Raw genomic sequence first — 14,283 nt, 5'->3', positions numbered from 1 at the left:
TTCTCCATGAACAGATTCGAAGGTAAGACCGCCATCGTCACCGGCGCCAGCCGCGGCATCGGGCTCGGGATCGCGCAGCGCCTGGTGGACGAGGGTGCGAAGGTCGTGATCACCGCCCGCAAACAGGAGGCGCTCGACGAGGCGGTCGCGGCTCTGGGCGGTCCGTCGCGGGCGTTGGCCGTGGCAGGTCGCTCCGATGATGTCGCGCACCAGGCCGAGACGGTCAAGCGGGCGATCGACACCTTCGGCAGCGCCGACCTGCTGGTCAACAACACCGGCATCAACCCGGTCTTCGGTCCGATGGTGGAGCTGTCGCTCGACGCCGCCCGCAAGATCGTGGAGGTCAACTGTCTTGCCGCGCTGTCCTGGGTGCAGCAGGCCTACCAGGCGTGGATGAAGGACCACGGCGGCGCGATTGTGAACGTCTCCTCGGTCGCCGGGACCAAGCCCGCGCCCGGTATCGGCTTCTACGGCTCCAGCAAGGCGATGCTGACCCACATCACCCAGGAACTCGCCGTCGAACTCGGCCCGAACCTGCGCGTGAACGCCGTAGCACCGGCCGTGGTGAAGACCCAATTCGCCAGTGCCCTCTACGAGGGGCGCGAGGAGAAGCTCGCGGCGACCTATCCGCTCAAGCGGCTGGGCGTGCCGGAGGACATCGGTAGCGTCGTCGCCTTCCTGCTCTCCGAGGACGCTGCCTGGCTCACCGGTCAGCTGCTCGTCGTGGACGGCGGCATCACCCTCACCGGCGGTGTCTGAGTTGGCGGAGATGAAGGCGTGGCGCGTCCACGAACTCGGCGAGCCCGGGCAGGTGCTGCGACTGGACACCGTGGAACGCCCCGAACCCGGCCCGCGCCAGCTCGTCGTCCGTGTCACCGGCGCGGCGGCGAACTTCCCCGACGTCCTCATGTGCCGTGGCCTGTACCAGGTGAAGCCGCCGCTGCCGTTCACGCCGGGCGTCGAGCTGTGCGGTGAGGTCGTGGCCGTGGGTGCCGATGTCACCGGGATCGCCATCGGCGATCGCGTGATCGGCGGCACCTCGCTGCCGCACGGCGGATTCGCCGAATACGCGCTGATGGAAGCCGCCCAGACCTTCCCCGCGCCACCGGCATTGGACGATGCCGAAGCGGCGTCGCTGTTCATCGGTTACCAGACCGGATGGTTCGGATTGCATCGCCGCGCCGCCCTGAAAGCGGGGGAGACCCTGCTGGTGCACGCCGCCGCCGGCGGCGTGGGTAGCGCGGCCATCCAACTCGGCAAGGCCGCCGGAGCCAGGGTGATCGGCGTGGTCGGCGGGCCCGAGAAGGCGGAGTACGCCCGCAAACTCGGCGCCGATGTCGTAATCGACCGTAGGACAGAGGATTTCGTCGAGGTCGTCAAGAAGGTCACGGATAATCGTGGCGCGGATGTCATCTACGATCCCGTCGGCGGCGAGGTCTACGCGCGCTCGACCAAGTGCATCGCGTTCGAAGGCCGGATCCTGGTCGTCGGCTTCGCGGGCGGCGAAATCCAAACCGCCGCACTGAATCACGCGCTGGTCAAGAACTACTCGATCGTGGGGCTGCACTGGGGTCTCTACAACGCCTACGACCCGGCCGCGGTCGCCGAATGCCACCGGGCGCTGACTCGCCTCGCGGCCGACGGCGCGATCCGCCCACTGGTCAGCGAGCGGCTGGCCCTGGCGGATATCGCCGATGGCGTGCAGCGCCTCGCCGACGGCAAGACCGTCGGGCGGGTGGTCTACACACCGTGAGCGATACCGCCGAAGCCGTGCTGTTCGATTACGGCGGCGTGCTGACCGGCCCGGTCCGGCCGTCGATCGAATCATGGCTGACGCGAGAGCATCTCGACGCGGCCGTGCTGTGGGAGGTGCTCGGCTCCTGGGTGTCGGCCTCCACCGGGGAGTCGACGCCCGTCCACCGGCTCGAGACCGGAGAGCTCGAGCTCGGTGAATTCGATCGGTTGCTCGCCGCGCGCCTGCGACGCCGCGACGGCAGCCGGCCGTCCGCCGACGGCCTCACCGCCGCCATGCTGGCCGAGCTACGTCCCGACACGGCGATGTTCGAACTCGTCGGGGATCTCCGGGAAGCCGGAATCCGGGTCGGGATGTTGTCGAACAGCTGGGCCGGAACCTATCCGCGTGACCTGATCGACGCGCTGCTGGACCCGATCGTGATCTCCGCCGAGGTCGGTTTGCGCAAACCCGATCCGGCCATTTTCGAGTTGGCGGTCGATCGGCTCGGAATGCGTCCCGACCAGGTGCTTTTCGTCGATGACTCGATGGACAACGTCGCGGGTGCCCGCCGCGCGGGACTGCGCGCGCTACTGCACACCGACCCCCACGGCACTCGTATCGCGATGGCCGCTCTGCTCGAGCGGCCATCGCCCCAGAACACACCACAGAGGAGAACCCCATGAGCAACGAAACACAGCGAGTCGCGGTCGTCACCGGCGCGGCACGGGGTATCGGTGCCGCGGTCGCGCGGCGGCTCGCGGCGGACGGAATGGCCGTTGCCGTACTGGATTTGGATGAGGCCGCGTGCAAGCCGGTCGTGGCGGAGATCGAGGCGGCCGGTGGCCGCGCGCTCGCGATCGGCGCGGATGTGTCGGACGAGAGCGCGGTCACGCTGGCCGTGGACCGTGTCGTTGCCGAACTCGGCGCTCCCACGGTGCTCGTCAACAATGCGGGTATCCTCCGCGACAACCTCCTGTTCAAGATGACCGTCGACGACTGGGACGCCGTGATGGGGGTGCACCTGCGCGGTGCGTTCCTGTGCACCAGGGCGGTGCAGCGCCACATGATCGATCAGCGTTTCGGCCGCATCGTCAGCCTTTCCAGCACTTCGGCGCTGGGCAACCGCGGCCAGGCCAACTACGCGGCCGCGAAGGCTGGACTTCAGGGCTTCACCAAGACTCTCGCGCTCGAACTCGGCAAGTTCGGTGTCACCGCGAATGCCGTTGCCCCCGGATTCATCGAGACCGATATGACGCAGGCCACGGCCGAACGGATGGGCGTCGATTTCGAGGATTTCAAGAAGGTCGTCATCTCGCAGATCCCGGTGGCCAGGGCCGGATCGCCCGACGATATCGCGCACACCGTGTCGTTCCTGGTGAGCGAGGGCGCGGGATTCGTTTCGGGACAGGTCGTCTACGTGGCCGGTGGGCCGAAGAACTAACCAGGCCAACGTAATTGGAACGGAAGGAGCACAGGCGATGAAGGTTTTCCATGGCTTGCCCGAATTGGAGAAGGCCGTCGGCACCCATCTCGGATACAGCGACTGGCACACGGTGACCCAGGAGCAGATCGACCGTTTCGCCGACGCGACCGGTGATCACCAGTGGATTCACGTGGACCCGGAGAAGGCCGCGGCGGGGCCGTTCGGCACCACCGTCGCGCACGGCTTCCTGACCCTGTCGCTGCTGCCGATGCTCACCGTGAGCGTCTACACGGTGGAGGGCCTATCGATGGGAGTCAACTACGGGGCCAATAAGGTTCGCTTCCCGGCTCCGGTGCCGGTCGGCTCCCGGGTCCGGGCCGGTGTGGAGCTGGTGTCGCTCGTACCCGCGAGCATGGGGTACCAGGTGGTCAGCCGCGTCACGGTGGAGATCGAGGGCGCTGCCAAGCCGGCCTGCGTCGCCGAGTCCGTCGCCCTGCTGGTGCCCTGATGGGCGGCCGGGACGTCGCGGAGCTGCCGGGGCTGGATCTGGATCGGCTCGCGGGCTGGCTGGCCGCCACCCTGCCCGACCTCTTCACCGGGCCGCTGACCGGCCGGTTGATCGCCGGTGGGAGGTCCAATCTCACCTACGCGGTCGGCGACGGCAGCTCGGAATGGATCCTGCGCCGTCCACCGCTGGGCCACGTGCTGGCGACGGCACACGATATGGGCCGGGAATTCCGGGTGATGAGCGCGCTGGCGGGTACCGAGGTCCCGGTTCCGCGGACCTACGCGCTCTGCGCGGATCGCGATATCCTCGGCGCACCGTTCTATCTGATGGAGAGCGTCGCGGGCACGCCCTATCGGGCGGCGACCGAACTCGCGGCGGTGGGTCCGGAACGGACACAGGTCATTTCGGCCGGAATGGTCGACGCACTGGCCGCCCTGCATTCCGTCGACCCGGTGGCGGTGGGACTCGGGGACTTCGGGCGCGCGAGCGGATTCCTGGAGCGGCAGGTGCACCGCTGGAAGAAACAGCTGGACGCCTCCCGCTCCCGCGACCTGCCGGGTGCCGACGAGCTCTTCGCGCTGCTCGCCGAGCATCAGCCCGAGCAATCGCCGGATGGCATCGTGCACGGTGACTACCGGCTCGACAATATCCTCGTCGATGCGCAGGATCGGGTGGCGGCCGTCATCGACTGGGAGATGGCCACTCTGGGTGATCCCCTCACCGATGTGGCCTTGCTGCTGCTGTACCAGCGCCTCGGCGAACTGGGTCTGCCCATTGTCAGCGATGTGTCCGGCGCCCCCGGGTATCTCAGCGAATCCGAGATGCTCGACCGGTACGCCGCCCGCAGCGGCCGCGACCTGGCGCATCTCGGTTTCTACCTCGGGCTGGCGGCATTCAAGCTCGCCGCCATCCTCGAGGGCATCCATTACCGCTATCTCCACGGCAAGACCGTGGGCTCCGGCTTCGAGAGTGTGGGCGAGGCGGTCGATCCGCTCCTGCGCGCCGGAATCGCCTCTGTGAAGGAGAGGAACCGATGACCGACACGGTTCGCGACGACCTCCGGCAGCGGGTGGAAACCCTGCTCGCCGAACATGATCCGGGCACCACCGATGCGGTGACCTTCCATCGCGCCCGGTTCGACGCCGGACTGGCCTGGGTGTACTTCCCGGCCGGCCTGGGTGGCCTCGGGGTCGAGCGGGAACTCCAGCCGTTCGTCGACGGGTTGTTCGAGAAGGCCGGGGCCCCGGGTAATAACGCCGAACTCAATGGCATCGGCCTCGGCATGGCCGCTCCGACCATCGTGGCCTATGGCACGCCGGAACAGCAGCGGCGTTTCCTGCGCCCGTTGTGGGCCGGCGAGGAGATCTGGTGTCAGCTGTTCAGCGAGCCGGGGGCCGGATCGGATCTGGCGGCGGTCGGCACCCGGGCGGTCCGCGATGGCGAGGACTGGATTGTCAACGGGCAGAAGGTGTGGACCTCGGTCGCGCACAAGGCGCAGCTGGCCATCCTGGTCGCCCGCACCGATCCGAGCCGTCCCAAGCATTCGGGCCTCAGCTACTTCATCTGCGATATGACGGATCCGGGCGTGGACGTCCGGCCGCTGCGTCAGATCACCGGTGAGGCGGAGTTCAACGAGGTCTTCCTCACCGATGTGCGCATCCCCGACGCGCACCGCCTGGGCAAGGAGGGGGAGGGCTGGCGCGTCGCCACGACCACCCTCAACAACGAGCGCGCATCGATCGGCGGACGAGCCGTCCCGCGCGAGAGCGGTGTCCTGGGAGCCGTGGCCCGCAGCTGGCGGAGCAATCCGGATAAGCACACCCCGGAACTGCACGACCGGCTGCTGCGGCTGTGGGTCGAGGCCGAGGCGGGTCGCCTGGCGGCCACCAAGATGCGGCAGCAGGTGTCCGGTGGGCAGCCGGGACCCGAGAGCTCCGCGCTCAAACTCGCCTTCGCGCGGTCCAATCAACAGCTATCCGGGCTCGAACTGGAAATCCTCGGTGAGGGCGGCCTGCGCTACGACGACTGGACCATGGTGCGCACGGAGCGCGTCGATTTCGCCGGGCGTAGCCCCGGCTACCGGTACCTGCGCGCGAAGGGTAATTCGATCGAGGGCGGAACCTCGGAAATCCTGCGCAATATCGTCGCCGAGCGGGTCCTCGGCCTGCCGGTCGAAGCGCGCGCGGACAAGGACATCGCCTGGAAGGACCTGACCCGATGAGTGACGACATCCTCCTGCTCGACACCGACACCGAGACCGCACTGCGTCAGACGGTCCGCGATCTGCTTGCGGCCCAATGCGATCCGACCACGGTGGCACGGGCCTACGAAGGTGACCGCGCGCTCACGCCGGGGCTGTGGAAGGCACTGGCCCGCGATCTCGGGCTGGCCGGATTGCTCATTCCCGAGGATCGCGGTGGAGCCGGTGGTTCCGCCCGCGACGCCGCGGTCGTGCTCGAAGAACTCGGGCGGTTCGTCGCACCCGTTCCCTTCCTCAGCAGTAGCGTGATCGCCGCGACGGTGCTGCTCGCCGGTGAATCCGAGCTGGTCGGCAAGCTGGCCGAAGGGGAGGTGACCGCGGCACTGCTCGCGCCCTTCACCGCCGCCTCGGCGACCGAAGTCCCGTCCTTCTGGAAGGACGCCGACGGGCGGCTGTCGGGCCGCGTGACGAGCGCCGCGGGCGTCCTGGACGCCGATGTGCTGCTGGCCGCGGTCGAAACCGATTCCGGCACAGAGATTCACGCGATTCCGGTGGCCGCGGCCACTGTCACGCCGGTGATCTCGCTCGACATGACCCGCCAGCTCGCGGATGTCGTTGTCGAATCCGCGCCGGGTCAGGTCGTCGTCCCCGCCGGTTCCGGTGTCGTGGCCTTGCGGGCGGGCCTGGAAGTCGGCGCTGCGCTGCTGGCATCGGAACAGGCGGGCGTTGCCGCGTTCTGCCTGGAAACCACGGTCGACTATCTGAAGCTGCGCCGCCAATTCGGCCGGATCGTCGGCGGATTCCAGGCGCTCAAGCACCGTCTCGCGGACCTCTACGTCGAGGTCGAGACCGCGGCGGCCACCGCTCGGTACGCGGCGGGCGTCATCGCGGCATCCGATCCCGATGCTGCCGTTGGCACCTCGCTCGCTGCGGCCTACTGCGCGGATGTCGCGGTCAAGGCCGCCGAGGAGGCCGTCCAACTGCACGCCGGCATCGGCATGACCTGGGAGTATCCGGTGCACCTCTACCTCAAGCGGGCCAAGGCCGACCAGATCGGTCTCGGTAGCCCCGGCTATCACCGATCGGTGCTGGCCGAACTCGTCGATCTTCGCCTGGGCGGGAACTGAACCGATGGAAACGACACAGATTCAGCTGATCGCGCGGCCCCATGGCGAGCCCATGGACACCGACTTCGCTGTCGTGAAGATCGGCCTGCCGGAACTGGAAGACGGAGACGTGCTGCTGCGCGTGCTCTACCTGTCGCTGGACCCGTATATGCGGGGCCGGATGAGCACGGCCAAATCCTATGCAGCACCAGTGGAATTGGGCACCGTCATGGTCGGCGCCACCGTCTGCGAAGTGATCGAATCCCGCGCGGATTCGCTCGCCCCGGGCGATGTCGTGCTGTCGTACTCGGGCTGGCAGACCCACACCGTCGCCAAGGCCCGCCACGTCCGGAAGCTGGACCCCGAGGCCGCGCCGATCTCCACCGCGCTCGGCGTCCTCGGCATGCCCGGATTCACGGCCTATGGCGGTCTGCTCGAAATCGGCCGCCCGCAACGCCATGAGACCGTCGTGGTCGCGGCGGCGACCGGCCCGGTGGGCTCGGCCGTCGGGCAGATCGCGCGGATCAAGGGTGCGCGCGCCGTCGGCATCGCCGGTGGACCGGAGAAATGCCGGGCCCTGCTCGACGAATTCGGGTTCGACGCGGCCGTGGACCACCGCGCGCCCGACTTCGAAGACCAGTTGGCCGCAGCGGTTCCGGACGGCATCGACGTGTACTTCGAGAATGTCGGCGGCGGGGTGGCCGATGCTGTCACGCCGCTGCTGAATCGATTCGCGCGCATTCCGGTGTGCGGCCTGGTGTCCGCCTATAACGCCACCGAGGCACCCACCGGCCCGGATCGCCTGCCCGCCTTCATGCGCCGAATCCTGACCTCGAGCCTCACGGTGCGCGGCTTCATCCAGGATGAGTTCGTGCCCACCCGGTACGACGATTTCCTGCGCGACATGTCGGAGTGGATCCGCGACGGTTCGGTCGCGTACCGCGAGGACGTCGTCGTCGGACTGGAGAATGCGCCCGAGGCATTTCGGGGCATGCTGGCCGGACGCAATTTCGGCAAGGTGCTCATTCGAATCGGTGACCGATGATCGTCGGCATCGTCCGCGAATCGCAGGTGGGGGAGACCCGCGTCGCCGCCACGCCCGCCACCGTATCCCGGCTGCTGAAGCTGGGATACGAGGTTGTCGTGGAGTCCGGCGCGGGTGTCGCCGCCAGTTTCTCGGATGAGTCCTATACCGGGGCAGGTGCGCGTATCGGCACCGCTACCGCCGCCGATATCGTCCTCGGCATCAACCCGTTCACTCCCGAGCAACTCGATCAATTGCCCTCGGGTGCGATGGTGATCAGCCTGCTGCGGCCCGCCTCGGATCCGGATCTGGTGGCGGATCTGGCTCGCCGTCCGATCACCGCGCTGGCGATGGATGCCGTCCCGCGTATTTCGCGCGCCCAGTCGCTGGATGTGCTGAGCTCCATGGCCAATATCGCGGGCTACCGGGCCGTAGTGGAGGCCGCCCACGCCTTCGGGCGGTTCTTCACCGGACAGGTCACGGCGGCCGGAAAAGTCCCACCGGCCAAAGTGCTGGTCGCCGGAGCCGGTGTCGCCGGACTCGCGGCCATCAGCGCCGCGGGCCGACTCGGTGCCATCGTCCGGGCCGCCGATCCGCGGCCCGAAGTGGCAGACCAGGTGAAATCGCTGGGTGGACAGTATCTTTCGATCGCCTCGCCGGATACGGAGGTGAGTGCCACCGGATACGCCAAGCAAATGTCGGACGACTACAACACCCGTGCCGCCGCGCTGTACGCCGAACAGGCCCGAGACGTCGACATCATCATCACCACCGCCCTGATTCCCGGCAAACCCGCGCCGCGGCTCATTACCGCCGACATGGTCGCGGGCATGAAGCCCGGCAGCGTGATCGTGGATATGGCCGCCGCCAACGGCGGCAATGTCGAAGGCACGGTGGCGGGACAGTCGATCGTCACGAGCAATGGTGTGACCATCATCGGCTACACCGATCTCGCCGGTCGGCTGCCCGCGCAGGCATCGCAGCTGTACGGCACCAATGTGGCGAACCTGCTCGAACTCCTCACGCCCGCTCGCGATGGGAATCCGGTGCTCGACTTCGAGGATCCGGTACAGCGCTCGATAACCGTTGTGCGCGAGGGCAGCCTCACCTGGCCTCCGCCACCGGTTCAGGTATCGGCCGCACCGGTGTCCACGCCGAAACGCGCGGAGGTGCAAGCGAAGTCGCAGCCCTCCGCGGCGAGGCGGATCGGCGCGGTCGCGGTCGGTGCCATGCTGCTGTTCTTCCTGACGGCGGGCTCACCGCCCGCGCTACAGGGCCATCTCACGGTCTTCGTGCTGGCCGTCGTCATCGGCTTCTATGTCATCGGACATGTGCATCACGCCCTGCACACCCCACTCATGTCGGTCACCAACGCCATTTCCGGGATCGTGGTCGTGGGTGCGCTGTTGCAGATCGGGCACGGTGACGTCATCGTCTCGGCGCTGTCGTTCGCGGCCATCGCGCTCGCCGGTATCAATATCTTCGGCGGCTTCGCGGTCACCCGGCGCATGCTCGCCATGTTCGCGAGGAGCTGACCTGTGCTGACCATCGACACGGCGACACACGCCGCATATCTCATCTCGGCACTGCTGTTCATCCTGGCCCTGGCCGGATTGTCGAAACACGAGACGGCCAAAGCGGGCAATGGTTTCGGCATCGCGGGGATGGCGGTCGCGTTGGGGGCCACCGCGGTACTGGCCGCGAAGGACGGCATGGACGCCACCGGTGCGGTGCTGGCCATTGTCGCCGTGCTGGCCGGTGCGCTCATCGGAGTGCGACGGGCCACTTCGGTGGAGATGACCGGCATCCCCGAAATGATCGCGCTGCTGCACAGTTTCGTCGGCCTGGCCGCGGTACTGGTCGGCTGGAACGGCTACCTGCATGTGGAAGCCGACCCCGATGGTGGCGAGGCCCGGCGGCTGGAACAGTTGCAGACCTTGGGAATTCACCACGCCGAGGTCTTCATCGGTGTGTTCATCGGCGGCGTGACATTCGTCGGCTCCATCGTCGCGTACCTCAAGCTGTCGGCCCGGATGAAGCCGGATCCGCTCGTGCTGCCCGGCAAGAACGCTCTGAACATCGGCGCGTTGCTGCTCTTCGCCGCACTGACCGCCGCGTTCGTCGTCCGGCCGCACCCGGGGCTGCTCGTCGCGGTGACGGTCCTGGCCCTGGTGCTCGGCTGGCATCTGGTCGCCTCGATCGGCGGCGGCGATATGCCCGTGGTGGTGTCCATGCTCAACAGCTATTCCGGTTGGGCCGCCGCGGCGTCGGGATTCCTGCTGGAGAACGACCTGCTGATCATTGTCGGTGCCCTGGTGGGTTCCTCCGGCGCGTATCTGTCGTACATCATGTGCCGGGCCATGAACCGCTCATTCCTCTCGGTCATCGCGGGCGGATTCGGGATCGAGGCCACCTCCGGCGGCGAGCAGGCCCATGGCGAGCATCGTGAGGTGACCGCGGCGGGCGTCGCCGAAATGCTCGCGAACGCCACGACGGTGATCATCACTCCGGGCTACGGAATGGCGGTGGCGCAGGCCCAGCACGGCGTCGCCGAGCTCACGCGCAAGCTCGCCGAGCGCGGCGTCGAGGTCAGATTCGGCGTCCACCCGGTCGCCGGACGGCTGCCCGGGCATATGAACGTGTTGCTCGCCGAGGCGAAAGTGCCGTACGACGTCGTTCTCGAAATGGACGAGATCAATGACGATTTCGACGGCACCTCGGTGGTGCTGGTGATCGGAGCCAATGACACCGTCAACCCGGCCGCGGCCGAGGATCCGGCCAGTCCGATCGCCGGCATGCCGGTGCTACGGGTGTGGGAGGCCGAGAACGTGATCGTTTTCAAACGATCCATGGCGGCGGGCTACGCGGGCGTGGCGAACCCGCTGTTCTACCGCGAGAACAGCGCCATGCTCTTCGGCGATGCCAAGGAGAGGGTCGAGGACATCCTGCTGGCCATCTGAACCGGAGCGCCCTCGCACCGAACGGTGTCGTGACACGTGGTGTCACGACACCGTTCGCGCATGTCGGCGACCTTTCGCGTCGCAAAGTTGAAGTTGAATCCGAATTCAAGTACCTTGCGAAGTGGAACGCATGTCAGTTGGGCACGAGAGGAATGATTCGGATGGTCAATGTCGCCGGTCCGATGTGGGACAACGCGCTCGCGCGGCCCGACGCGATCGCGCTACGCGCCGGTGGTGAGGGGTGGACCTACGGCCGCTTGCGCGATGCTGTTGCGGCGTTCGGCGGCGCACTGCGCGACGCCGGTGTCGCCAGTGGAGACCGGGTACTGCTGGTCGCGCCCAGTGTTCCCGAATTCGTGGTCGCGTACTACGGCGCACATCTGCGCGGTGCGATCGTCATCACGATGAACACCATGGCGACCGCATCCGAAATCGGTTATGTGTTGGATGATTCGGCGGCCAGTCTGGTCGTCGCTTGGCACGAGGCGGCGGACGCAACCGAAAAGGCCACGACCGAGCGCGGATTGCCGTTCAGGACCTTGGAACCCGGTGCTGCCATGGGTACTTCGGAACCGATGATCGAGCCGGTCGAACTCGATCCGAACGATATCGCGATCCTTCTCTATACCTCGGGCACCACGGGAAAACCCAAGGGCGTCCAGCTCACCGTGGGCAATTTACAGGCCACCTCTGCCACCGTGGTCGACTATCTGAGCTTCACCGCGGAGGATCGCCTCGGTACGGCGCTGCCGCTATTCCACGTCTTCGGCCAGTCGGTGGTCATGAATACCGCGCTGCACGCGGGCGCGTCGCTGTCGCTGCTGTCGCCGTTCGATCCGCGCGGAATGCTCGAGATGCTGCGCGCGGATCAGCTCACTATGCTCGCGGGCGTCCCGACCATGTGGAACGCCATGCTGCACGCGGCGGGAGACTTCGGGCCCGAGGACTGCGCGAGCCTGCGATCCGCGTGCTCGGGCGGGGCCTCGCTGCCTGCCGAGGTGATTCGCGCGTTCCGGGCCCGGTTCGGGTGCGAAATCCTGGAAGGCTACGGACTCACCGAGTCCTCGGGCGTGGCCACATACAACCCGATGGGCCGGGAGCCGCGCATCGGCTCGGTCGGATTGCCATTGCCTGGCATGGCGGTCGAGGTGCGCGATGCCGCGGGGCAGCCACTGACCGGCGACGAGATCGGCGAGCTGTACGTGTCCGGGCCGAATGTGATGAAGGGGTACTGGAACCGGCCCGAGGCGACCGCGTCGGACCTGCGTGACGGCTGGCTGAAGACCGGTGATCTCGGCCGGGTCGACGCGGACGGTTACGTCTACATCGTCGACCGGGCCAAGGACATGATCATTCGCGGCGGCTACAACGTCTATCCGCGTGAGGTCGAGGAAGTGCTGTACGAGCATCCGGACATCGTCGAGGCGGCGGTGATCGGCGTGCCCCATGAACACTATGGCGAAGAGGTCGCCGCGGTGATCACTCCGGCCGCGGGCGTGACGCTCGATCCGGAGGAACTGCGCGCCTGGGCCAAACAACAGCTTTCCGCCTATAAGGTCCCGCATTTGTTCGCCTTCGTCGACCAATTGCCGAAGGGGGCCACCGGGAAGATTCTCAAACGCGCGATCGACTGGGACAGTCTGACCGGCCGCGCGTGAATTCCGGCGCTACGCGCAACGTGGCGCGGACCCATATCCGTTGTGGCACAATAAATTACGAGGAGTGACCATGTTCGAGACGACCGACCGGGCTCGACGCTACCGCGAAGATCTGCTCACCTTCATGGACGAGCACATCTACCCGTCGGAATCGATCTACGAGGCGCAGATGGCGGAGTCCGGTGACCCGCACTTCCATCCGCCGATTCTCGAGGAACTCAAGACCGAGGCGCGCAAGCGCGGGCTGTGGAATCTCTTCCACCCGCACCCGGAATGGGGTCCGGGCCTGACCAATCTGGAGTACGCGCCGCTCGCCGAAATCATGGGCCGCAGTGCGCATCTGGCTCCGGAGGCCACCAACTGCAATGCTCCGGACACCGGGAATATGGAGGTGCTGACGCTCTTCGGCACGCCCGAGCACAAGGAGCAGTGGCTGCGCCCGCTGCTGGACGGCGACATCGCCTCGGCATTCGCCATGACCGAGCCCGCCGTCGCCAGTTCCGACGCCACCAATATCGAGCTACGCATGGAGCCGGACGGCGACGAATACGTCCTCAACGGCCGGAAGTGGTGGACCTCCAACGCCTTGCACAAGAACTGCAAGGTCCTCATCGTCATGGGCAAGACCGATCCCACCGCGGCCGCGCACCGGCAGCAGAGCATGATGGTCGTTCCGATCGATACCCCCGGTGTGACCGTGCTGCGCAATCTGCCGGTGTTCGGCTACCAGGACCGGGAAGGGCACGCGGAGGTCGTATTCGAGAACGTGCGGGTGCCGCGCACCGCGCTGCTGGCCGGTGAGGGCGACGGATTCATGATCAGCCAGGCCCGGCTGGGTCCCGGCCGCATCCACCACTGCATGCGTGCCATCGGCATGGCCGAACGGGCGCTGGACCTGATGATCGACCGGGCGCAGGCGCGCACCACATTCGGCGCACCGGTCGCCGACCGGGCGAACATCCAGGACTGGATCGCCGAATCCCGTATCGAGATCGAGATGGCGCGGCTGTTGACGCTGAAGGCCGCCCACCTCATGGACACCGTCGGAAATCGTAATGCGCGTATCGAGATCGCCGCGATCAAGGTGGCCGCGCCGCAGGTCGCGCTGAAGGTGGTCGACCGAGCGATCCAGGTCCACGGCGGCGGCGGCGTCTCCGACGACTTCCCGCTCGCCAGTATGTACGCGCACGTGCGGACGTTGCGGCTCGCGGACGGTCCGGACGAGGTCCACAAGCGCACCATCGCCCAGATGGAACTGCGCCGCCGTGACCCCGCGTGGGGCAAGCGCGGGTAACCGCTGGAAGTTCGACATCACCCACTCACCGAGGAGGAATCAATGGCCGACCCCTGCGTCGTCGTGGCGACCATGATCGCGAAGCCTGGTCAGGAAGACCTGGTCGAGAAGACCCTGCGGGCAGCGGCGCCCGCCGTGCACGCCGAGTCCGGCTGCCTGCGATACGCGCTGCACCGGCAGCACAAGAAGCCCGGACATTTCGTGATGATCGAGAAGTGGGCGTCCAAGGACGCCTTGCGCGCGCACGGCCAGAGCGCGACATTGCGCGAGGTCGGTGCGACCCTGTCCGACGCCCTCGGGGCTCCGCCGGAGGTCCTGGTCTTCGAACCCTTGCCCGCAGGCGATCCCGAACTGGGCGCGCTCTGATATAGGAAT

The 14,283-nt window shown here is 67.2% G+C and carries 14 protein-coding genes; all 14 read left to right on the top strand.

What is annotated here, in order from left to right:
* The first annotated feature begins 6 nt into the window (after positions 1 to 6).
* Complete coding sequence (locus AB0H61_RS00335; protein ID WP_357297364.1) at positions 7 to 759, top strand: SDR family oxidoreductase; 753 nt, start codon at positions 7 to 9, stop codon at positions 757 to 759.
* A 10-nt stretch (positions 760 to 769) separates the two neighbouring features.
* Complete coding sequence (locus AB0H61_RS00330; RefSeq protein WP_357299760.1) at positions 770 to 1,753, top strand: NADPH:quinone oxidoreductase family protein; 984 nt, start codon at positions 770 to 772, stop codon at positions 1,751 to 1,753.
* Positions 1,750 to 2,418 (top strand): HAD family phosphatase, encoded by a 669-nt coding sequence (locus AB0H61_RS00325; RefSeq protein WP_357297361.1) that lies wholly within the window; start codon positions 1,750 to 1,752, stop codon positions 2,416 to 2,418. Before AB0H61_RS00330 ends, AB0H61_RS00325 begins: the two co-directional genes overlap by 4 nt.
* Positions 2,415 to 3,176 (top strand): 3-oxoacyl-ACP reductase FabG, encoded by a 762-nt coding sequence (fabG, locus tag AB0H61_RS00320; protein ID WP_357297359.1) that lies wholly within the window; start codon positions 2,415 to 2,417, stop codon positions 3,174 to 3,176. Before AB0H61_RS00325 ends, fabG begins: the two co-directional genes overlap by 4 nt.
* A 37-nt stretch (positions 3,177 to 3,213) precedes the next feature.
* Positions 3,214 to 3,666, top strand: coding sequence for a MaoC family dehydratase (locus AB0H61_RS00315; protein WP_357297358.1), 453 nt, complete (start codon positions 3,214 to 3,216; stop codon positions 3,664 to 3,666).
* Positions 3,666 to 4,703: a phosphotransferase family protein gene (locus AB0H61_RS00310; RefSeq protein ID WP_357297356.1), complete on the top strand. Its 1,038-nt coding sequence runs from the start codon at positions 3,666 to 3,668 to the stop codon at positions 4,701 to 4,703. The genes AB0H61_RS00315 and AB0H61_RS00310 overlap by 1 nt, the downstream gene beginning before the upstream one ends.
* Positions 4,700 to 5,887 (top strand): acyl-CoA dehydrogenase family protein, encoded by a 1,188-nt coding sequence (locus AB0H61_RS00305; protein ID WP_357297354.1) that lies wholly within the window; start codon positions 4,700 to 4,702, stop codon positions 5,885 to 5,887. The genes AB0H61_RS00310 and AB0H61_RS00305 overlap by 4 nt, the downstream gene beginning before the upstream one ends.
* A complete protein-coding gene (locus AB0H61_RS00300; RefSeq protein WP_357297351.1) occupies positions 5,884 to 6,993 on the top strand; it encodes an acyl-CoA dehydrogenase family protein in 1,110 nt (369 codons plus the stop codon). The genes AB0H61_RS00305 and AB0H61_RS00300 overlap by 4 nt, the downstream gene beginning before the upstream one ends.
* A 4-nt stretch (positions 6,994 to 6,997) precedes the next feature.
* Positions 6,998 to 8,017, top strand: a complete 1,020-nt coding sequence (locus tag AB0H61_RS00295) for an NADP-dependent oxidoreductase (protein ID WP_357297348.1) — start codon at positions 6,998 to 7,000, stop codon at positions 8,015 to 8,017.
* Positions 8,014 to 9,531: a Re/Si-specific NAD(P)(+) transhydrogenase subunit alpha gene (locus tag AB0H61_RS00290; RefSeq protein WP_357297346.1), complete on the top strand. Its 1,518-nt coding sequence runs from the start codon at positions 8,014 to 8,016 to the stop codon at positions 9,529 to 9,531. The genes AB0H61_RS00295 and AB0H61_RS00290 overlap by 4 nt, the downstream gene beginning before the upstream one ends.
* Positions 9,532 to 9,534: 3 nt before the next feature.
* The gene (pntB, locus tag AB0H61_RS00285; RefSeq protein ID WP_357297344.1) at positions 9,535 to 10,956 is read left to right on the top strand and encodes a Re/Si-specific NAD(P)(+) transhydrogenase subunit beta; all 1,422 of its coding nucleotides are present in this window, start codon (positions 9,535 to 9,537) and stop codon (positions 10,954 to 10,956) included.
* 161 nt (positions 10,957 to 11,117) lie between these two features.
* The gene (locus AB0H61_RS00280) at positions 11,118 to 12,614 is read left to right on the top strand and encodes a long-chain fatty acid--CoA ligase (protein WP_357297341.1); all 1,497 of its coding nucleotides are present in this window, start codon (positions 11,118 to 11,120) and stop codon (positions 12,612 to 12,614) included.
* 64 nt (positions 12,615 to 12,678) lie between these two features.
* Positions 12,679 to 13,908, top strand: a complete 1,230-nt coding sequence (locus tag AB0H61_RS00275) for an acyl-CoA dehydrogenase family protein (protein ID WP_357297338.1) — start codon at positions 12,679 to 12,681, stop codon at positions 13,906 to 13,908.
* 42 nt (positions 13,909 to 13,950) lie between these two features.
* Positions 13,951 to 14,274: a putative quinol monooxygenase gene (locus tag AB0H61_RS00270; RefSeq protein ID WP_357297335.1), complete on the top strand. Its 324-nt coding sequence runs from the start codon at positions 13,951 to 13,953 to the stop codon at positions 14,272 to 14,274.
* Positions 14,275 to 14,283 lie beyond the last annotated feature (9 nt).

Source organism: Nocardia sp. NPDC050710 (assembly GCF_040654375.1).
Lineage (GTDB): Bacteria > Actinomycetota > Actinomycetes > Mycobacteriales > Mycobacteriaceae > Nocardia.
The sequence above is the reverse complement of the archived record's forward strand: the minus strand, read 5'-3'. Positions and strand labels throughout refer to the sequence as shown.

Excerpts from the sequence above, each read along its gene's own strand:
- fabG (WP_357297359.1), top strand. The coding sequence starts at position 2,415 with ATGAGCAACGAAACACAGCGAGTCGCGGTCGTCACCGGCGCGGCACGG.
- AB0H61_RS00315 (WP_357297358.1), top strand. The coding sequence starts at position 3,214 with ATGAAGGTTTTCCATGGCTTGCCCGAATTGGAGAAGGCCGTCGGCACC.
- AB0H61_RS00280 (WP_357297341.1), top strand. The coding sequence starts at position 11,118 with ATGGTCAATGTCGCCGGTCCGATGTGGGACAACGCGCTCGCGCGGCCC.
- AB0H61_RS00295 (WP_357297348.1), top strand. The coding sequence starts at position 6,998 with ATGGAAACGACACAGATTCAGCTGATCGCGCGGCCCCATGGCGAGCCC.
- AB0H61_RS00270 (WP_357297335.1), top strand. The coding sequence starts at position 13,951 with ATGGCCGACCCCTGCGTCGTCGTGGCGACCATGATCGCGAAGCCTGGT.
- AB0H61_RS00290 (WP_357297346.1), top strand. The coding sequence starts at position 8,014 with ATGATCGTCGGCATCGTCCGCGAATCGCAGGTGGGGGAGACCCGCGTC.
- AB0H61_RS00335 (WP_357297364.1), top strand. The coding sequence starts at position 7 with ATGAACAGATTCGAAGGTAAGACCGCCATCGTCACCGGCGCCAGCCGC.
- AB0H61_RS00330 (WP_357299760.1), top strand. The coding sequence starts at position 770 with ATGAAGGCGTGGCGCGTCCACGAACTCGGCGAGCCCGGGCAGGTGCTG.
- AB0H61_RS00300 (WP_357297351.1), top strand. The coding sequence starts at position 5,884 with ATGAGTGACGACATCCTCCTGCTCGACACCGACACCGAGACCGCACTG.
- AB0H61_RS00310 (WP_357297356.1), top strand. The coding sequence starts at position 3,666 with ATGGGCGGCCGGGACGTCGCGGAGCTGCCGGGGCTGGATCTGGATCGG.
- AB0H61_RS00305 (WP_357297354.1), top strand. The coding sequence starts at position 4,700 with ATGACCGACACGGTTCGCGACGACCTCCGGCAGCGGGTGGAAACCCTG.